The sequence below is a fragment of the Streptomyces sp. NPDC051243 genome, assembly GCF_044455405.1.
Lineage (GTDB): Bacteria > Actinomycetota > Actinomycetes > Streptomycetales > Streptomycetaceae > Streptomyces.
On record NZ_JBITES010000019.1, the window covers coordinates 190,500 to 210,118 of the forward strand.

The 19,619-nt window shown below is 67.9% G+C and carries 12 protein-coding genes and 2 pseudogenes; 7 read left to right on the top strand and 7 right to left on the bottom strand.

What is annotated here, in order from left to right; all coding sequences use genetic code 11:
* Window positions 1–425 precede the first annotated feature (425 nt).
* The 4 genes from ACIBAG_RS38515 (at window position 426) to ACIBAG_RS38530 (ending at window position 5,073) form a co-directional block, all read left to right on the top strand.
* Window positions 426–788: a J domain-containing protein gene (locus ACIBAG_RS38515; RefSeq protein ID WP_399111885.1), complete on the top strand. Its 363-nt coding sequence runs from the start codon at window positions 426–428 to the stop codon at window positions 786–788.
* Window positions 789–826: 38 nt separating this feature from the next.
* The gene (gene dnaK / locus ACIBAG_RS38520) at window positions 827–2,686 is read left to right on the top strand and encodes a molecular chaperone DnaK (protein WP_399111887.1); all 1,860 of its coding nucleotides are present in this window, start codon (window positions 827–829) and stop codon (window positions 2,684–2,686) included.
* A 2-nt stretch (window positions 2,687–2,688) separates the two neighbouring features.
* A complete protein-coding gene (gene grpE / locus ACIBAG_RS38525) occupies window positions 2,689–3,234 on the top strand; it encodes a nucleotide exchange factor GrpE (RefSeq protein ID WP_399111889.1) in 546 nt (181 codons plus the stop codon).
* A 780-nt stretch (window positions 3,235–4,014) separates the two neighbouring features.
* Entirely contained in the window at window positions 4,015–5,073 is a 1,059-nt protein-coding gene (locus ACIBAG_RS38530; protein WP_399111890.1) for a VWA domain-containing protein, read from the top strand.
* Between the two features lie 159 nt (window positions 5,074–5,232).
* Here the strand turns inward: ACIBAG_RS38530 and ACIBAG_RS38535 are convergent.
* From ACIBAG_RS38535 to ACIBAG_RS38560, 6 genes and pseudogenes are all read right to left on the bottom strand, one after another.
* A pseudogene (locus tag ACIBAG_RS38535) lies at window positions 5,233–5,639 on the bottom strand (hypothetical protein); the annotation flags it as partial.
* A gap of 60 nt (window positions 5,640–5,699) precedes the next feature.
* Window positions 5,700–7,346 carry a glycoside hydrolase family 27 protein gene (locus tag ACIBAG_RS38540; RefSeq protein ID WP_399111892.1) on the bottom strand — a complete coding sequence of 549 codons (1,647 nt, stop codon included), beginning with the start codon at window positions 7,344–7,346 and terminating at the stop codon, window positions 5,700–5,702.
* Between the two features lie 87 nt (window positions 7,347–7,433).
* Window positions 7,434–8,849 (bottom strand): non-reducing end alpha-L-arabinofuranosidase family hydrolase, encoded by a 1,416-nt coding sequence (locus ACIBAG_RS38545; RefSeq protein ID WP_399111894.1) that lies wholly within the window; start codon window positions 8,847–8,849, stop codon window positions 7,434–7,436.
* Between the two features lie 108 nt (window positions 8,850–8,957).
* Complete coding sequence (locus ACIBAG_RS38550; RefSeq protein ID WP_399111929.1) at window positions 8,958–11,264, bottom strand: beta-L-arabinofuranosidase domain-containing protein; 2,307 nt, start codon at window positions 11,262–11,264, stop codon at window positions 8,958–8,960.
* A 400-nt stretch (window positions 11,265–11,664) separates the two neighbouring features.
* Entirely contained in the window at window positions 11,665–12,387 is a 723-nt protein-coding gene (locus ACIBAG_RS38555) for a FadR/GntR family transcriptional regulator (RefSeq protein WP_399111896.1), read from the bottom strand.
* A pseudogene (locus ACIBAG_RS38560) lies at window positions 12,378–12,596 on the bottom strand (aldo/keto reductase); the annotation flags it as partial. The gene ACIBAG_RS38555 and the pseudogene ACIBAG_RS38560, both read right to left, overlap by 10 nt.
* Window positions 12,597–12,853: 257 nt before the next feature.
* On the opposite strand from ACIBAG_RS38560, the gene ACIBAG_RS38565 reads away from it, so the two are divergent.
* The 3 genes from ACIBAG_RS38565 (at window position 12,854) to ACIBAG_RS38575 (ending at window position 17,738) form a co-directional block, all read left to right on the top strand.
* Window positions 12,854–15,085: an alpha-L-fucosidase gene (locus tag ACIBAG_RS38565; protein WP_399111898.1), complete on the top strand. Its 2,232-nt coding sequence runs from the start codon at window positions 12,854–12,856 to the stop codon at window positions 15,083–15,085.
* A gap of 318 nt (window positions 15,086–15,403) precedes the next feature.
* A complete protein-coding gene (locus tag ACIBAG_RS38570) occupies window positions 15,404–15,658 on the top strand; it encodes a hypothetical protein (protein WP_399111899.1) in 255 nt (84 codons plus the stop codon).
* A gap of 7 nt (window positions 15,659–15,665) precedes the next feature.
* Window positions 15,666–17,738, top strand: coding sequence for a glycosyltransferase (locus ACIBAG_RS38575; protein ID WP_399111901.1), 2,073 nt, complete (start codon window positions 15,666–15,668; stop codon window positions 17,736–17,738).
* A 250-nt stretch (window positions 17,739–17,988) separates the two neighbouring features.
* On the opposite strand, the gene ACIBAG_RS38580 is transcribed toward ACIBAG_RS38575, so the two are convergent.
* Window positions 17,989–19,095: a ricin-type beta-trefoil lectin domain protein gene (locus ACIBAG_RS38580; RefSeq protein WP_399111902.1), complete on the bottom strand. Its 1,107-nt coding sequence runs from the start codon at window positions 19,093–19,095 to the stop codon at window positions 17,989–17,991.
* Window positions 19,096–19,619: the final 524 nt, after the last annotated feature.

Consider the following 19,619-nt stretch of genomic DNA (forward strand, 5'->3'; position numbering starts at 1 on the left):
GCATGTGTCAGTTCGGACAGGTCCAGGATCAGGTGCTGGTGCCTGCGCGGTGACGGAGGCCGCGAAGTCATGCAGTTCTCGCGCCGTGGCCGCGTCCAGGACGCCTTTGATCTCGACCCCGGCCCAGCCGTTGTGCCAGTGCGTCGCGAGGAACAGTGTCATGATCCGCACCCCGCTTTCTGCTACCCAGTGTCCCCGTGGGCCGCCCACGGTCGGCGGTCCTGGGTCTCTGCTGCAACTCCTTCGCCCACTGCACCGCTCTGCGTTGCGCAGTACCGCGGATACCTCCCCTATTACCCCCCGTGGATACCTCCCCTATTACCCCCGGGCCCAGACTTGACAAGGAAAGACTCAAGTTTTATCTCAGAAGGGTAGGCAAGCAGGTGAGAAACCACAGCTCAGCATGGGTAAGGAGGTGGCCGGACGTGCCGGTGCGAGGGCCGGAATCCGACCTGTACGCGGTGCTGGGGGTGCAGCCCTCGGCGACAGCCGAGGCCATCACCTCGGCCTTCCGCGCCCGGGTGCGGGAACTGCGCCCCGACACCCGCGTGGACGCGGACACCGCCGCGCGGTTCGGCCAGGCTCGGGCGGCGTACGAGACGCTGCGCGATCCCAACCTGCGGGCGGCCTACGACCAGCGCCTCGAGCAAGCGCTGCAGGTGCCTGATCGAGGAGCTGTCCCCACCGAGCCCGTGCGGCCCGCGTGGAGGTACGCGGTGGTCCTCGGGGACGTGCGTCCCGAGCCGCCGCTGCGTGCGGGGCCGGTCCGGTGGATTCCCGGCCGGTGAGACGAAGAACGAGGTGAGGACGAGAAGGGAGCGCACAGATGGCTCGTGCGGTTGGTATCGACCTGGGTACGACGAACTCGGTGGTCTCGGTCCTGGAGGGCGGCGAGCCAACCGTCATCACCAACACCGAAGGCGCGCGGACGACCCCGTCGGTGGTGGCGTTCTCCAAGAACGGTGAGGTGCTGGTCGGCGAGGTGGCCAAGCGGCAGGCCGTGACGAACGTGGAGCGCACCGCACGCTCGGTCAAGCGGCACATGGGCGACCACACCTGGCGTTTCCCCGATCACGGGGACATCGACGGCAAGCGGTACACCGCGCAGGAGATCTCCGCTCGCGTGCTGCAGAAGCTGAAGCGGGACGCGGAGTCCTACCTGGGTGAGGACGTCGCAGACGCGGTGATCACGGTGCCCGCGTACTTCGATGACGCCCAGCGGCAGGCGACGAAGGAGGCCGGTGAGATCGCGGGCCTGAACGTGCTGCGGATCATCAACGAGCCGACGGCGGCCGCGCTGGCGTACGGCCTCGACAAGGAGAACGACCAGACGGTCCTCGTCTTCGACCTGGGCGGCGGCACCTTCGACGTGTCGCTGCTGGAGATGGGGGAGGGCGTCATCGAGGTGAAGGCGACCAACGGCGACACCCACCTCGGCGGCGACGACTGGGACCAGCGGATCGTCGACCACCTGGTGAAGCAGTTCAAGAACGGCTACGGCGTGGATCTGTCGAAGGACAAGATGGCCGTGCAGCGCCTGCGGGAGGCGGCGGAGAAGGCGAAGGTCGAGCTGTCGTCATCCACCGAGACGACCATCAACCTGCCCTACATCACCGCCTCGGCGGAGGGCCCGCTGCACCTGGACGAGAAGCTGACCCGCGCCCAGTTCCAGCAGCTGACGGCCGATCTGCTGCAGCGGTGCAAGGCGCCGTTCCACAATGCGATCAAGGACGCCGGGATCAAGGTGTCCGACATCGACCACGTGGTCCTGGTGGGCGGCTCGACCCGGATGCCGGCCGTGACCGAGCTGGTGAAGGAGCTGACCGGCAAGGACCCGCACAAGGGCGTCAACCCCGACGAGGTCGTCGCGGTCGGTGCGAGCCTGCAGGCCGGTGTCCTCAAGGGTGAGGTCAAGGACGTCCTGCTGCTCGATGTCACCCCGCTGTCTCTGGGTATCGAGACCAAGGGCGGCATCATGACCAAGCTGATCGAGCGCAACACCACGATCCCCACCCGCCGCTCGGAGATCTTCACCACCGCCGAGGACAACCAGCCCTCGGTGACCGTGCAGGTCTTCCAGGGAGAGCGGGAGATCGCCGCGTACAACAAGAAGCTCGGCATGTTCGAGCTGACCGGCCTGCCGCCGGCCCCCCGGGGTGTGCCGCAGATCGAGGTCACCTTCGACATCGACGCCAACGGCATCATGCACGTCTCCGCCAAGGACCTGGGCACCGGCAAGGAGCAGAAGATGACCGTCACCGGCGGCTCGGCGCTGCCCAAGGACGACATCGACCGCATGGTCCGCGAAGCGGAGCAGCACGCCGAGGAAGACCGCAAGCGGCGCGAGGCTGCCGAGACCCGCAACCAGGGCGAACAGCTCGTCTACTCCACCGAGAAGCTCCTGAAGGACAACCCCGACAAGCTCCCGGCGGACGCGAAGAGCGAGACCGAGTCGGCGCTGGCGGAGCTGAAGGAGAAGCTGAAGGGCGACGACACCGCCGCGATCCGGCAGGCCATTGACCACACCGCCCAGGCCGCGCAGAAGATCGGCACCGCCCTGTATCAGCAGTCCCAGGCCGATCAGCCGGCCGGTGCCTCCGCGGGCGGTGGTACGAGCGGTGGTCCGGCCGAGGATGACGTGGTGGATGCCGAGATCGTTGATGACGACAAGCCGGAGGCTGGCTGACGATGACCAGAAGCGGCCCGCAGAGCACCGAGCTGGACCATCTGCGGCGCCTGGTCCAGGAGCAGACCGCCGACCTGCAGCGGGTCAAGGCCGAGTACGACAACTACCGCAAGCGGGTCCGGCGGGACCGACTGGCCGTGCGCGAGATCGCCGCGGTCAACGTGCTCCGGGCGCTGCTGCCCGTGCTGGACGCCGTCGACCGGGCGTGCGCCAATGAACCGCTCACGCCTGGTCTGAAGGACATCGCCGGCACCCTCGAGGAGCAGCTCGGCTCGCTGGGTGTCACCTCGTTCGGTGAGGTGGGCGATCCGTTCGATCCTGCCTGCCACGACGCCCTCACCCACCACGTCTGCGCCGCCGCGGACGGCCTGGTGTGCTCGGCGGTCCTGCGTCCCGGCTACCGGCTGGGCGAGAACCTGCTGCGCCCGGCGACTGTGGAGGTCACCGGACCGGCCCCGCCCGCGAGGAGCGCACCAGCGCCGCAGTGCGGCGGACGGGGGTCATCCGCCCGCCCGGACAAGCCGCCGTTGCCTGTCGTGCGGAGCTGACAGGCTTACCCCTACCTGGGTACCGGGGAAGTGGGCATCACCTTCGATGCCCTGCGATCACTGGCAAGCGGAGGTGACGAACCATGCAGCACCACGAGTTCCTCGCCCGCGTACGCGAACTCGGCGAATACGCCGGCCAGGACGAAGCCGCGAAGGTCACCGACGCGGTGCTGGAAGCCCGAGGCCGCCCGGCGACGTCGTAGGAGCGACCGAATCATGGAACCCCCCCGTTGTATTCGTCCTTGCGCGCCCGGCCGCACGTACTGGGTGCGTACGGCCCAACGTACTGGCAAGGGAGAGCGCCGTTACAGGCGCAGCCGTATGCCGGGCTGCCCGGGGTCCTGGGTGGTGCGGTCTGCTCAGGAGGTTCTCCCGTGACCCGCTGCGTCGTCGGTCAGCCGGTGTCCGGGGCATCACTCTGCAGCACACGGCGGCTGTGGCACTCGTGCACCGCGAGCGACAGCTCCTTCACCGCGCTCGGGTACGTTCGGCGTGCACGCCGTCATCGATACAGCCTCCAACGCGGCAGCCGCCGACACACGGACGGAGCGGGGCAGGCCGTCATAGGCGCAGAGCCGGTACGCGACGGTGCGACGGGCCTCCTGCTCCTCATCGTTCACCCCGTCAGCGGCGAGCGGGAAGACCGCGATCGCCCGGCGTGTCACGGGTGCCGGACGCAGCGCTGGATACGGGCAGGTGATTGAGCGTCAAAGGCCGTTGTCAGTGCCTCCCCATAGAGTGGAGACATCACTCGGGGAGCCTCGAAGGGGGAGCACAAACATGCCCGCAAACAAGATCCAGCACAAGGTGAATCACGTCGCGCTGGTGGTGGACTGTTCGGGTTCAATGCGTCCGCACGAGAGTCAACTCATTCGAGTTGTGGACGAGTTCGTGGCAGGGCTGAAGGCCGAATCGGACAGCCTCGGCCACGAGACCCGGATCAGCCTCTATTCCTTCGACCACAGGGTGGAGAATCTGGTCTGGGACATGGACGTGAAGCATCTTCCGTCCATGCGCGGGCTGTACCAGGTCGACAATGGCGCTACGGCCCTTATCGAGGCTTCTCTGAAGTCCCTTGACGATCTGGGTCACATCTGGGAGGAATACGGCGAGCACAGCTTCCTCCAGATCGTAGTGACGGACGGCGAGGAGAACGCCTCCGGCGGCGACCGGCGGCACGACGGCGACATGGCCATCCTCGGCCCCTGGCTCGACAGGATCACGGCGAAGATGGGCGGGCTCCCGGGTCACTGGACTTCGGCGATCCTCGTGCCGAACTCCCTGGCCAAGCGGACAGCCCAGAACTACGGTTTCCCGGCCGGGAACATCGCGATCTGGGACGCGGATTCCCAGAAGGGCGTCGAGGAGGCGATCGGCACCGTGCGCGCTGCCGCCACCAGCTTCCTGCGCGGGCGCGAGCAGGGGGTGCGCGGCACGAAGAACCTGTTCGCCGTCGGTCAGGACATATCGGTTGACGAAGTGCGGGCGAACCTCGAACCGATTCCGGCCGACAAGTACCGGCTCCTGAAGGTCGACAAGGAGGCCGAGATACGCACCTTCGTCAACTCGCATCCAGGCGTGACGTACGAACGTGGTTCGTGTTACTACCAGCTGGGCGCCCGTGCTCAGGTTCAGCAGAACAAGGAAGTCATCGTGGTCGAAAAGGACACCGACCGAGCCTATACGGGCGACGCGGCACGCAGTCTCCTTTTCGGTGCGGACGTCCGGGGAACCGTCTCCGTGAAAGCGGGGAACAACCCCAAGCTGGAGGTATACGTACAGAGTCGTTCGGTCAACAGGAAGCTCAAGCCGAATACACGTCTGCTCATCATGCTCTGAAATCAATGAGTGAAGAGCGGGGGCGGTCCGGGAGCAGCTCACTCCCCTTGCTGGAAACCGCCGCGAGACAGATGTGCGCCCCGTGCGGTCACTTGCGGCACGGGGCGACACGAAGGTAAGACAGGGATACGTACGCGCGAACTTACGTGGAAATCGCGCCTACTGGACGAGCTCCCAGTCCTGGGATCCGTCCGTGAGCGAGTTCTGCAGGGTCAGCTGCGCCCCGGCGGACGCGCCGGCCAGGTACGGATTCGGGTTCTTGACGGACTGCAGTTTGTAGAACCGGTCGGCGGTCTTGACGAGGTTTCAGCTGCCCGTGGCACTGTTGTCCACCCACTGCCCGATCTTCTGTCCGGCCGTCGCGTTCCCGGTCCAGATGGCTGCCGCGCCCCGCCCGACTTGTTCAGCAGCGTCTGGCCGCCGTTCGGTTCGGTCACGATGTGCCGGTACTGCGTGTCCGGGTCGCCCGCGGAGCCGGGGGCTTCCAGACGGACGTCGGGAACGTCGCCGTTGCCGAGGATGACCGGGTCTGCGGCCGAGGGAGGGGCAGTCCCCGCAGCTTGGCCTGCTGTCGTGGGACTGCCCCCCTTCCCGACGGGCCTCTGCCTGCTTGGGCAGGGGGCGGGTTACGTGAGCGTGGTCCACTTCTGGTTGTTCTGGCCGTTGCAGGTCCACAGGACGACCGGGGTCCCGTTGGCGGTTCCTGCCCCTTCGGCGTCCAGGCACAGCCCGGCGTGGACGTTGCGGATCGACCCGTCGGCCTGCCTGGTCCACTTCTGGTTGTTCTGGCCGTTGCAGGGCCAGATGATGACCCGGGTGCCGTTGGTGGTGCCCTGGTTGGAGGCGTCCAGGCACTTGTCGCCGTAGACCCGGATCTCGCCTCCGGCCCACGCGGTCCAGAGCTGGTTGGCGGCGGTGTGGCAGTCCCAGATCAGCGTCGACGTGCCGGCCGCGGTGGAGGCGAGGTCCACATCCAGGCAGCGGCCGGACCCGGTACCGCGCAGCCGCGAGGTGGTCGCGGCCAGCGGGCTGCCGCCGGTCACCTTGAACACGGCGACGCCGTGCGCGGGGACGCTGGCCGAGATCTGGCCGGAGGTGCTGGACGTGCCGCCGGTCCACAGGTCGGTGAGGGTGAACGATCCGCCCGTGAGGCCGACTTGTGCGGCCGTGGTGGTCACGGTCGCGGTGCTCTCGCCCCGGTTGAGCAGGCCGACGGCGACCGAGCCGTCGGACAGGGGCTTGGCGAACACCTCGGTGTTGCCGTCGTCGCGCACCCGGCGTCCGCCCGCGCCGAGCGAATCCTGGTTCACGGCGAGCAGGCGGGGGTTGCGCAGGATCGCGCTCACGTCGGCGGACATGGTGCGGATGTCGTTGCCGGCCATGAGGGGGGCACCCATCAGCGACCACAGGGCGAAGTGGGAGCGGGACTCCGTCAGTGACAGGCCGGGTCGGCCGACGACCAGCATGTCGGGGTCGTTCCAGTGGCCCGGGCCCGACTGAGCGGCCAGCGGCGCTGTGATGTCCAGGACGTTGCCGACGCCCATCGGGTAGCTGTTGGTGTTGTTGTTCTGCCAGATGTCGAGCAGGTCCTCGGTCGTCCGCCACAGGTCGGCGACCTCGCCCCAGTTGAACTTGTCACCGGTGGGGGCGTGGAAGCTGTTGGGGTTGATGCTGTAGACGATCGGGCGGCCGGTGGCGCGCAGGGCGTCGCGCATGAGAGTGAACTGCGCGACCTGCTCGCTGAGGGTGCCGCTGCCGGAGCACCAGTCGTACTTGAGGTAGTCCACGCCCCATGAGGCGAACGTGTTGGCGTCCTGGACCTCGTGGCCCTTGCTGCCGGTGGAGCCGGGGTAGGTGCCCACGCCCTGCGCGCACGTCTTCTCGTTGGGCGCCTGGTAGATGCCGAACTTCAGGCCCTTGCTGTGGATGTAGTCCCCGAGCGCCTTCATTCCGCTGGGGAACTTGGTCGGGTTGGCCCGGAGGTTGCCCGCGCTGTCGCGCTGCGGGTCGAACCAGCAGTCGTCGACGACGACGTACTGGTAGCCGGCGTCGCGCATGCCGGAGGAGACCATCGCGTCGGCGGCCTGGCGGACCTGCGCCTCGGTGATCCCGCATCCGAAGCTGTTCCAACTGTTCCAGCCCAGCGGCGGGGTGAGCGCGGGGCTGCCCGGTGCGGCCTCGGCGGTCGTGCCGACGGAGGCGGTGACGCAGGCGGTGAGCGTCAGTGCGGTGGCCGTGAGGAGACGCAGCAGTCGTCTGTGTATGGGGACCATGGGTGTGGCCTTCCTGGCCCGCAAAGCGGGAGCCGCTTTGCGGGCCTGAGGGGGACGGTCATGAGCTTGTGATCACGTGCTCGCGGGTCAGCGCTGCAGGGTGAGCAGCCCCGGCCGGTACGGCAGTTGTATGTAGGGCGTGTTCGGCGGTTGGTTGGGGGCCAGGCCCTGGTAGAGGAACTGCAGGTTGCAGGGGTCGATGGTCATGGTCTGGTCGGGGTTGTTGCGGACCAGGTCACCGTGGCTGATGTCGTTGGTCCAGGTGGCGCCGCTGTTGGCCTTGCCGGCGAAGGGGTTGGACTCGGTGGCGGCCTGCGGGGTCCACGGACCGTTCAGGCTGGTGGCCGTGAACGAGCGGAAGAAGCGGTCCTCGTTCGCACCGCGAGCCTCGACGATCATGAGGTACTGGTTCTGGCCCTGGACCTTGTAGACCTCCGGCGCCTCGAACAGGTTCTTCACCGTGTCGCTCATGATCGTCGTGTACGACGAGCCGAAGCTGGCCGGGAAGTTCCCGATCGGCATGGTCGACTGGTAGATCTTGCCGTTGTCACCGGCGAAGAACATGTGCATGGTCGTGCCGTCGGCGATCATGGTCGGGTCGATCGCGCTGCCGTCGGGGAGGCTGCCGGTGAACAGCGGCTGCGGGGCGGACCAGCCGTTGGGGTTGGTCGGGTCGCTCGACGTGCGGTAGACGAAGGGCCATTGGGTGCCCCACCCGTTCGAGGTCAGCACCCAGATGTTCTTGGGCGCGAAGTAGAACAGTTTGGGCGCCACCGCCAGGCCCTCGGCCATCCCGGTCTGGGTGGCCGTCGCCATGTCCGACCAGTTCGTGAAGGGGCGGAACGCCATCGAGTCCCACGACGATCCGTCAGAGGTGGTCGCGTAGACCAGGTTCTGGCCGTTGTACCTCACGGCGGTGAAGTCCTTCAGCGCGACCCACCCGTTCGCCGGCTGCGCCAGCGGACCCGTTGAGGTCCACCGGTACGTCGACGGAAGGGAACACGTGGGCGACGTCCCGGACAGGCCGGTCCACTTCTGGTTGTTGCCGCCGTTGCAGTTCCACAGCTGCACCGCCGTGCCGTTGTCTGTGGCGCCGCCGCTGACGTCAAGGCACAGACCGGACTCCACGGCGACGATCGTGCCGTCTGCGTTCGCCCGCCACTGCTGGTTGGTACCGCCGTTGCAGGACCAGATCACCGGCCGGGTACCGGCCGTGGTGGCGTGGCCCGGAACGTCCAGGCACTTGTTGCCGTACACAGTCAGCTGGTTGTTGTCCGTCAGCGTCCACTGCTGGTTGGTCCCGCCGTGGCAGTCCCAGATCTGCACGTTCGTGCCGTCGGTCTGGTTGGCGCCCGGCACATCGAGGCACCGGCCGGAAGCGACGCCGCGCACGGCGCTGGTGGTGGCCGCCTGAGCAGGGTTGGCGACGAGCGTCGCCGCCGAAGCGACCAAAGCCGCGAGCAGCACAGGCAGATGTCTGCGGCTGAAAGTATGTCTGAGCACGGGACCTCATTCCTTGGGTGAACTGGGTTCGGTATGTCGAACGTTGGTCGAAGAATCGAGCAAAAATGAAGGGCGGAGAGCGACCAAGACCTGGTTGCGGGGCGGATCTCAGTTCCTCACGATGCGCCATCGGTTGTCGGCGGTACCGTCGTCCGAGTCCTGGACTGCGAACGCGCCCACAGCGGTGGAGTTGTTCGCGATGGCGAGCAACTTGCCGCTGTTCTCGTTGCGGATCTTGTACGTACCGTCTCTCTGGTCGAGCAGCGTCCATCGGTGGTCGGCGGTGCCGGTGTCCGACCACTGCAGGACGGTCGCCTCGTCCGCCGTGGACATGCCCTGGACGCCGAGCACCTTGCCGCTGTGGGCGTTGCGGAAGCGGAACCCGTTCCCGTCGGTGATCATGTACCAGTCGTGGTCGGCGGTGCCGTTGTCCGACCACTGCAGCGCGCGGCCACCGTCGGCCGTGGACATGTTCTGGATGCCCAGCAGGAGGCCGCTGCCCACGTTGACCAGACGGACACTGCCGCCGGCGTTCCAGTAGACGGTGTAGTTGTGGCCGTGCGCGTCGTGGAAGGGGCCCAGGTTGACGGTGGAGCCGTTGGCGGTGGCGGTGAAGGCGAGCGAACTGCTGCTGGTCCGTGTGATCGACGACGTGTTCAGTGTCGGGAGGGAGGTGAGCGCGGAATTGCCGTAGTTGCCGGACAGGACCACCGGGCCGTAGGTGATCGCGGCGACGTCGGTGTTGTCGTTGGCCCCTCGCATGACGATCCGCATGGGCAGGCGCACGGTGACCGTGTCGCCGGAGCTCCAGGAGCGGCTCAGGGTGGCGTAGCTGCCGGGGTTGGTGGCGATGTTCTGCTGCGTGCCGTTGACGCTGATGGTGGCCCCGGTGGTCCAGCTCGGGATGCGGATGCGCATGGCCCAGGTTCCGCTGACGTTGCCGGTGACCTGCAGGGTCGTGGTGTCGCTGACGGGGTATGTCGTGGTCTGGGTGACCGTGATTCCGCGTTCTGACCAGTTGAGCACCGAGGGCACGAACAGGTTCACGATCAGGGTGTTGTCACTGCGGTAGTAGATGGAGTCCATCAGCCTGGTGTGCATCTCCAGGCCCGTGCCCTGGCAGCACCAGAAGGTGCCGTAGTCGGTGCTCCAGGTGCCGCCGCCCCACGCCGGGCCCACACCGCGTCGGCCTCCCGGGTTGAGTGGCGTGAAGTAGGTGACGTGGCCGTGGTCGTCGGCCGGGTTCTGCTGGCCGATCATCTGGTTCAGCCATGCCCGCTCGTAGTAGTCGAACAGTGCCGCTCGGTTCGGGTCCAGCGCGAACAGTTCCCGGGTGAGGAGGAGCATGTTGAAGGTGTTGCAGCTCTCGCACGTGTCCTTGTTCAGGAAGCCGGCGATGGCGTTCGGGGCGCGGAAATGCTCCGCCTGGCTGTTGCCGCCGATGGCATAGGTGTGCGAGTTGACGGTGATGTTCCAGGCGTTGGTGGCGATGTCCCGGTAGCGGGTGGTGCCGGTGGCCTTGTACTCCCGGGCGGCCCCGATCCACTTGGGCACCTGGGTGTTGGCGTGCAGTCCGCCCAGCCGGTCCTGGTTGGACGCCAGCGGGTCGAACACCGCGGCGTGGTCGAACCGTTGGGCGACAGTGAGCCACCGTGCGTCGCCAGTCTGCTGGTAGAGATCGGTCAGCACGGTGTTCATGCCGCCGAACTCGGTTCCCAGCATGGCCTGCATCTGCTGGCTGGTCAGCCGGCCGGTGCGCCAGTCGACCCATCCCGCCAGGGCGAGCAGCACGTTCCGGGCCTGTGTGCTGCCGATGTGGCGCCACACGTCCAGCAGGCCGACGAGGGTCTTGTGGATGGTGTAGTACGGCACGTTGCCGTTGCTCAGGGTCCGCTGCTCGAGAGCGGTGAAGTCGGACTCGGAGTAGCCGGAGAGGTACCCGGCGTTGAAACCGGCGGCGCCGTTGTTGGCCTGGCACTTGGCCAACTCCGCAACCATGTAAGTTGCCTTGTCCCGGCAGGTGGTGTCCCCGGTCACGGCGTACAGCTGTGCCCATGCCGTGAGGAAGTGCCCCTGGACGTGGGTGCGGAAGGGGAAGTCCGGCGCGTCCCAGCCGCCGGTGGCAGCCGCGCCGTTGGTGGACAGCCGGTGGTTGGCGCGGAAGTTGTACAGCAGCCGGTCGACATCGACGAACCGCAGGTAGTTCTGCGTACGGTTCTGGTTGTCCAGCCAACGGCTTGCGGTGAGCCGGACCTGGTCGAGTGCGAAGGGGTGCGCGGAGACCCCGATGTCGGCCCTTGCGGGCGGGATCGCCGCGTGGGCGGGAGAACTGCCGATTAAGGATCCAGTGGTAGAGGCGACGGCGGTGGCCCCGGCTATTTGCAGGAGGCGCCGTCTGCTGACGGAGGAAGACATCATGCGCCTTTCGGTGAGGAGAGAGCGACTGCTTGGTCGTTGGTGTGCGGGCTCACATCAGAACTCCGCCCCGGTTCCCCAGGGTTCTGGAAACCACGGGTCCTCTCCACTGATACATGGGATGGATTAACGGATACGCACGTTGTTCCTGTCTAGTCTTGTGACAGACATTCCTGACCTACTTGCGGGTCAACTTCCGGATGTGCGCCCGATCGGCACCCTGGCAGCAGGGCCAGACATTGGATGTGTAGGAAAGGAGCGTGAGGGCAAGTACGCCTGGTGCGCTGACGTGCCCCATGTCTGCGACCCCTGGCCAAGCCGGCCAACGCGGGGTAAGGGCTCGGAGTTGAGCTGTCGAGGAGGGAGGCGTCGTACGGCTGTGCCGGGGGCGGCCGCCCCGTCACTTCGGCGCTGTCGTCCCGAAGGGGAGGGGTTCGCCCGAGCGCAGGTGTTCCCTCAGCCACTGCTCGGTGTTGCTCACGTGCAGCAGTGCGGCCGCCTGGCTGAGGGCGGGGTCACGGGCGGACAGAGCATTGAAGATCGCCTCGTGTTCGGCGAGGGTGCGGGCCGCGGCCCGGTCGTCGACCAGACCGCGCCAGATGCGGGCGCGCAGGGTGCGGCCGGAGATCCCTTCCAGGAGGGTGAGGAGGGTCTCGTTGCCCGTGGCGGAAACGACGGTGCGGTGGAAGGCGGCGTCGTGGGCGTTGAGCTGTTCCACGTCGTCGCGGGCCTCGCGCATGGCGTCCAGGTGCCGCTTCACCTCGGCCAGCTGGGCGTCGGTGATCCGGGTGGCGGCAAGTGCCGTGGCCATCGGTTCGAGGAGCCGCCGTACCTCCATGAGGTCCCGCAGGGCGACCGAGTCGCCCTGCAGCAGCTCCACCGCACCGCCGAGACCCTCCAGGAGCAGGCTCGGCTGCAGGCTGGTCACATAGGTGCCGTCGCCTCGCCGGACCTCCAGGACCCGCGCGACGGCGAGTGCCTTGACCGCTTCCCGGGCGAGGTTGCGGGACAGTCCCAGCTGGGCGGCCAGGTCCGGCTCCGGCGGCAGCTTCGACCCCGGAGGCAGCGCACCGGTCCGGATCAGCTCACGAATCTGCTCGATGGCCTTGTCCGTCAAAGACACCGCGCATCCCTCCCCCCACCGCGCCCCACGAGCACGTCCGACCTGATCAGCCCCTGAGCGTGGAGATCGTCCCAGAGGGCGTCGGGGACGCGCTGATCATGGAGTTCCACGTTTCGTCCGACCCGTTCCGCAGTCCGCATGCCGAGAGTGACGTTGATGATACGGGGATGGGTGTACGGGAAGCCGACCGCGGCGGCGGGCAGGGTGGTCGGGCGCCCAAATCGATTCCCATTCCATGATGCGCTCGCCAAACATTCCATGTCTGGCGCCGAACGAATGGGGAGATCGCGCTCATATCGGGCGAAAAAGCGAGTCGACAGGGCCTATTCATCCCTGCACGCCCGTTGACAACGGAGCGTCACATGGTCGACCTTCATGCGTAACATCCGGTCCGCTCCAGAACCCTGACGTCGCATCCCCCAGTACTTCCAGTCCCCTTGTCCCCCCCCACACCAGGGATGTCCTCATGCCGAGTTCTCTCAACAGACGCCAGCTCCTGTCCGCCGCCACATGTGCAGTGGCGGCAGCCGTCGCCGGCGGCGGCCTCGGGGCCGGCGTCGCACAGGCGGCACCGGGCACCTACACGCCCGACTGGAATTCGGTCGATCAGCACCCGCCGGCCCCGGAGTGGTTCCAGGACGCCAAGTTCGGTGTCTACTTCCACTGGGGGGTCTTCAGCGTTCCCGCCTTCGGCAACGAGTGGTACCCGCGCAACATGTACCGGGCCGGCGACAGCGCCAACCAGCACCACATCGCGACCTACGGCCAGCCATCGGCGTGGCCGTACCACAACTTCATCAACGGCGCTCAGGACCTGGCGGGCAACTTCGTGAAGTTCGCGCCGAAGCTGAAGTCGGCCGGCGGGAAGTTCGACCCCGACGAGTGGGTGCAGCTGTTCGTCGACGCCGGCGCCAGGTTCGCCGGCCCGGTCGCCGAACACCATGACGGCTTCTCCATGTGGGACAGCCAGGTCAACGAGTGGAACTCGGTGAAGAAGGGCCCGGGACTGGACCTGCTGAAGCTCTTCACCACGGCCATTCGCGCCAAGGGCCTCAAGCTGCTGGTGGCCATGCACCACGCGTACAACTTCACCGGCTTCTACGAGCACGCCCCCGCCCAGACCGACCCCAGCCTCAAGAAGCTCTACGGACAGCTGGAGCCGACCGCGGCGAACCAGCTCTGGTTCGACAAGCTCAAGGAGGTCGTCGACCGCGCCCAACCCGACATCCTGTGGCAGGACTTCAACCTGGACGCCGTCGACGAGCAACAGCGCCTGAACTTCCTGGCGTACTACTACAACCAGGCGGTCAGCTGGGGTCGTGAGGTCGTCACCACGTACAAGGACGGCATGAACGGCAAGGGCGAGGTGTTCGACTACGAGCGCGGCGGCCCGGCCGACCTCACCACCCCGTACTGGCTGACCGACGACAGCATCTCCAACAGCAGCTGGTGCTACACGCAGGGCATCGGCTACTACAGCATCCAGCAGATGCTGCACTCGTTCATCGACCGGGTGAGCAAGAACGGCAACGTGCTGCTGAACATCGCGCCGATGGCCGACGGCACCATCCCCCAGGCGCAGAAGGACATCCTGCTCGGCATCGGTGACTACCTGAAGCGCTTCGGTGAGTCGATCTACTCGACCCGTGCCTGGACGGTGTACGGCGAAGGCCCGACGAAGATGGGCGGCGGCTCCTTCACCAATCCGACGGCCGGCACCGCGCAGGACATCCGCTTCACCCGCAACAAGGCCGACAACGTCCTGTACGCCACCGTCCTGGGCTGGCCCGGCAGTTCACTGACGATCAAGACCCTCGGCACGGACCGGATCAACCTCCAGTCGCTGACCTCGGTGAAGCTCCTCGGCTCCACCGCCGGCACCTACATCGACCTGCCCACACCGACCCAGAACCCCTCCGGCCTCACGGTCACCCTGCCCTCCTCCGCCCCGCACAGTGCGCACGCCTACGTCCTGAAGCTCGCCTTCTCCGGCACGATCCCCGGCATGCTGCCACTCACCGGCGCCGTCGCCTTCACGGACGTCAACTACACCGGCCGCTCGGCCCCGTTCACCGTCGGCGACTACACCGCGGCGGACCTGACCGCGGCCGGCCTCGGCGCGCGCACCATCTCCTCCCTCCGTCCGGCTCCCGGCTACCAGGTGATCGGCTATTCGGGGGACAGCTTCACCGGCACCTCCTGGACCTTCACCGCCGACAACGCGGACCTCCGAGTCACCGGCAACAACGACCAGATCACCTCCCTGAGAGTCCAGTTCAACCCGGCCACGTACTTCCGGATCACCAACGTCACCAACAGCCTCGCCCTGGACAGCGGCGGCAACGTGGCCTCCGGTTCCAACCTCAAGCAGTGGACCTGGGACGGCAGCCCCAATCTGCAGTGGCACGCGGAGGCGGTCTCAGGCGGCTACTACCGGCTGGTCAACCGCACCAACGGCATGGTCGCCGACGGCTGGGGCGCCACCTCCGACGGCTCCGCGGCCAGGCAGGCCCCCTGGAACGGCGGCACCGACCAGCAGTGGACGATCACCCACCGGGGCGGCGCCAGCTACTCGATCGCCAACCGCACCACCGGCCTTGTCCTCGACGGCGGCGGCAACGTCGAGTCGGGCTCCGTCACCAAGCAGTGGACCTACGGCAGCAGCAGCAACCTGCTGTGGACCTTCACGGCGCTGTGACGCTCGCACCGCCATGGCAAGTGGCCGCGGCGGGCGCGACGCCTTCGTGGCCGGGTGCGTTCGTGGGTGATCGTGACGACCATTGAGGTGTGGTCGGTGGTGTTCATCGCCGCGATCACGACGTCGTCGCTGGGCTGACAGGGAGGCGCCAGGCCGAATTTCCGCGCGGACGCGGATTCGGCTGGTGGCGCCGTCCCTCCTTCGGATGGCCCGAGTCCGGCCTGTCGGCGGGGGTGGTCCCGCTGATCGGCGGAGTGAATGCCTCATGGGGTCGAGGTGGGATGGCGGTGCACGCCACCACCCATGAGGAGTACGTGAATGAGCAGAGTGAGGACCAGGACCGCGACCGCGCCGGCGAACCAGGCCCTGTCCGACCGGCAGTTGCTGAAGGACAACGCCTTCGCGGTCTGGAGGAACAAAGGAGAACCTGGCGCTGCTGAAGCACGCCGGCGAGGTGCCTGCGGCACCAACACCATCCGCGCCGCCGGCACGGCCTGGTGGAACTCCCCCGAGCAGGGCCGCACTCCCGTGCCTCGGCCCACCTCCCCATTCATCGCCTCCTCTGACGAGTGACGCGACCGTGAAGATCAGCTTTCTGCTCCACAACGCCTACACGATCGGTGGCACGGTCCGCGCCACGACCAACCTCGCCGCCGCACTCGCGGCACGTCACGAGGTCGAGATCGTCTCCTACTACCGGACCGCCGACCGGATGTCGCTCGCAGTGGCGGACGGGGTGACGACGCGAACGCTGGTGGATCTGCGTCCCACCTCCCGGCGGACCGCGGTGGAGGCGGCGGACCTGCGATCGCCCGGAATCGTCTGCCCGCACGATGCCATCCACGCCGGCTGGACACCGCCCAGCAGGCTCGGCGAGACGCGCCTTGCCGCGTACCTCCGGAGCACCGACGCCGACGTGGTGATCGCGACGCGCCCCTACCTCGTCTGTTTCCTGGCCGAGCGCGGACGCACCGACTATCTCCGCCTCGGCCAGGAGTACGCGGGCCGTGCCGCGCACGGGACGGCGCTACTGAGCGACCTGGACGCGGCCGTCTCCCGCCTCGATGCCTACGTGACCTTGTCCCAGGCCGACGAGCGCGCCCACCGTGCGGCGCACTCCGGCGTGCGGACACGGGTGACGCGCATCCCGGTCTGCTGTCCCGTCCCCGACACCGAGCCCTCCACCGGCGAGTCGCGGATCGTGCTGGCCGCCGGCCGGCTGACGCCGACGAAGCGCTACGACCGTCTCGTGGACGCGTTCGCCAAAGTCGCGGCCGTGCACCCGGACTGGAGTCTGCGGATCTACGGACGCGGCCGGGAGCGGCTCCGGCTGCGTCGCCGAATCGAGGAACGCGGCCTGTACAACAACGTCCTCCTCATGGGCGCTCGCACTCCCATGGACCCGGAATGGGCCAAGGGTGCGCTCGCCGTGGTGTCCAGCAGCAGCGAACCGTCCGGCACGTCGGTCGTGGAGGCCATGAGCTGCGGGCTCCCGGTGGTCAGCACCGACTGCGACCACGCGCCCCGCGAGATCATCACGCACGGCGAGGACGGCCTCCTGGTCGCGGACCACGGGCCGGTCGAGGACGCGCTCGCCGACGCGCTCTGCCGCCTGATCGAGAACGAGGCCGAGCGCAGGCGGATGGCAGCGGCGGCCCGGCGGAACTCCGAACAGTTCCGGCCCGAGTACATAGCCGCGCAGTACGAGGCCCTGTTCGCCGCCCTTCGGCCGGAGCCGGTGCGCCGGTCGTCGAGAGCCGCGGCCCGACCGCTGCGGCGAACTCGGCTGCCCGGCCTGGGTGTTGCCCGAATCGGCCGGCCGGTCACGGTCAGCTGTCAGGTCATGCCGGGAGGCTCGCTTGCCTTTGAGGCGTCCGCGGACCAACTGGCCCCGGGTGCATGGAAGCTGGTCCTGCACCCCCGCAACAAGAGCAGCGCCGACGCTCCCCAGCTGCCACTCGAACAGGCTGACACGGCCGGCGACGGCCGCGCGCGGGCCGTCCTCGACAAACGTCACTGGGAACTCGCCGAGGGCGACTGGGACGTGTTCCTCCAACGCGCGAGCGGCAGCAGGCGGCGCCCACTGCGCGCAGGGCTCGTCGAGACGGCGCGCCTGCTGGATCCGGCGGCTCTCGGGTCGGCGGACGCGGGAGGGCGGACGTGGATCCCGTACCCGACCGAAGAGGGAGGCCTCGCTGTGCGCACCTGGCTCCGGCCGGCGCACGCGGAGGTGTCGGCGGTCCAAGTCGACGACGAGGCGATCCGGTTGACGGGCTCGCTCCACGGAAAGACGGCGCGGGCGCACCACTACCGCTTCGTGGCCCGGCTCCAGGCAAACGGCGGTCACCTCATAGACGCTTCCTGTCATGTTGATCGGTACGGCCGTTTCCGCATCGCCCTGCCGGTCGACGTCGTGGCGGAACTCCATCCCGGGGAAGAGGCGTTGTGGGATCTGCGGCTGAGCGCCTACGGCGGGCCGGAGATCCGTCTGGCGATGGTGACCGGGGACCTCGTCGACCGACCGGACGTCAGCGTGTTCCCGGCGATCCGGTGCGCGGGGCCCGGCGGCGTACTGTCGCTGAGGCCCCAGCTGACACGCGAGCACGACCTGGTGCTCAAAACCGCCGACGCGGTGCTGGACAGACCGTGGTGAGTGGATTCAACTGAGCCGTGCCGCGACGTCGGCCCCTTCCCGTGTGAACACGGGGATGCGTTCCAGCGGGGCCCGCGCGTCGAGCGTCGTACCGCCCTCCGGGCGGTGGCGATACGGACGAGCAGGGGGCGGCGGCGGGACTGCTCGGCGTGCGGGCGGTTACGCATCGCCGGCAGCCCCGGAGCGGCACCGCGTACCACGTGCGCCTTTCACTGCCGCGCCAGTTGGCCGCACCGCCGGGCCTGCGAGGTCACCCGGCGGTCAGAGTGGTCCACTTCTGGTTGGCGCCGCCGTTGCAGTCCCACAGCACGAGCTGAGTGCCGTCGGTCGTGGAGGCGCCCGGAACGTCGAGGCAGCGGCCGGAGGCGGGGTTGCGATAGCCGCCGTTGTAGGGCTGCCACACCTGGTTGGCGCCGCCGTGGCAGGCCCAGAGCTGCACCTTGGTGCCGTTGGCGGTGGCCCCGCCGGCGGCGTCGAGGCACTTGCCCATGGAGCGCAGGGTGCCGTCGGTGTAGGCGGACCAGTACTGGTTGGCGCCGTCACCGCAGCTCCACGTCTGGACGGCGGTCCCGTCGGCGGTGCCGGCGCCGTTGACGTCCAGGCACTTGCCGGTGATGCCGGACTGTACGCGGGCGGGGGCGGGGGCGGGGCTCCTCAGCCACCCGGCGCTGTCCGCGGCCTGGACGCCGCGGTGGAAGGCGTCGGCCATCTTCTGGTAGCCCGAGTCGTTGGGATGCAGGGGATCGGCCAGGTCGGCCGTGGTCAGGCTGCTCATGTCGACGAAGGCGACGCGTTTGCCCGCGGCCTGTGCGTCCCGGACGATCTGGGGGATGGCCTGGTTGTACGTGCCCCGGTGCTGCTCCTCCGAGGGGCTGGTGGACACGACCAGGGAGGCGACGAGGACGGTTGCGTCGGGGGCGGCGGCGGTGATCTGGTTGACCAGCGACCTCAGCCGGGTGATGGCGGTGTTGGCCTCGGACGCCCCTTGAAGGTCGTTGGTGCCGATGTGCAGTGTCACGACGTTGGGCCGGTAGCGGGTCAGCGAGGCGTCGGCGAGCGCGGCGATCTGGTCGATGCGGTATCCGGAGTGGCCCTGGTTGTCGGGGTCGGACATCGAACCGCCCCGCAACGTGCCCACGAAGTCCAGCGGATGGCCGTCCGCCGCGAGCTTGTCCCACAACGGCGCGCGGTAGCCGTTGCCGGTACTGCTTCCCACGCCCCAGGTTATCGAGTCGCCCAACGGCATGACCCGCAAGGGCGTGGTGGGGGCGGCGGAGGCAGGGGTCACACCTGCCGCCGTCACCCCGAGTGCGACGGCGGCAAGCGTGATCAGGGGGCGGACCCAGGGCTTTCTCATGCAGCGTCCTCTTCTGCGAGTGATTGCTGAATCAGCGGGGCTGATCGCCGTTCGTGTCAGCAACTCGGCCGCAGTGCCTTTCCTCCGGCGTCGGCGGCCGCCTGACGTACTGGCAGAACGACGTGGGTGGGGGAGCCTCTTGCGCTGTGAGCGCACCGTATAGATACCACGATCCCGGCTGGGACATCCCATGAATGCAGGAAATCTGCGATCGGCGGCTCGGTGCGAGGTCTGCGCCGTTTCGCATGAACACCGCTGCCAGTACGGTCAGTTGGCTGCTCTGTCCCTCGTGGGACTGGCCCGCGAACATCCCATGTATGGCTGCCGGTGAGCAGTGCTGCCGACGGCTTGTGGTCAAGGCCTTGATCACTCAACCTACCCAGCGATGGCAGCCGGGGCCGCCGCCGGTCGAGGAGCGAAGTTCGAATTCTTGCCGCGATCGGGGCCCTGTCGGGTGAGGACGCTGGGAGACTCCTCGCAACCTCGCGGAGGCCGAGCGCGAGTGCGTCACCCGGACAAGAGGA

What these genes read in the sequence shown, in the direction of transcription:
- dnaK (WP_399111887.1), top strand. Translation starts at nt 827, where the DNA reads ATGGCTCGTGCGGTTGGTATCGACCTGGGTACGACGAACTCGGTGGTC.
- grpE (WP_399111889.1), top strand. Translation starts at nt 2,689, where the DNA reads ATGACCAGAAGCGGCCCGCAGAGCACCGAGCTGGACCATCTGCGGCGC.
- ACIBAG_RS38530 (WP_399111890.1), top strand. Translation starts at nt 4,015, where the DNA reads ATGCCCGCAAACAAGATCCAGCACAAGGTGAATCACGTCGCGCTGGTG.
- ACIBAG_RS38540 (WP_399111892.1), bottom strand. Translation starts at nt 7,346, where the DNA reads ATGGTCCCCATACACAGACGACTGCTGCGTCTCCTCACGGCCACCGCA.
- ACIBAG_RS38550 (WP_399111929.1), bottom strand. Translation starts at nt 11,264, where the DNA reads ATGTCTTCCTCCGTCAGCAGACGGCGCCTCCTGCAAATAGCCGGGGCC.
- ACIBAG_RS38565 (WP_399111898.1), top strand. Translation starts at nt 12,854, where the DNA reads ATGCCGAGTTCTCTCAACAGACGCCAGCTCCTGTCCGCCGCCACATGT.
- ACIBAG_RS38570 (WP_399111899.1), top strand. Translation starts at nt 15,404, where the DNA reads ATGAGCAGAGTGAGGACCAGGACCGCGACCGCGCCGGCGAACCAGGCC.
- ACIBAG_RS38580 (WP_399111902.1), bottom strand. Translation starts at nt 19,095, where the DNA reads ATGAGAAAGCCCTGGGTCCGCCCCCTGATCACGCTTGCCGCCGTCGCA.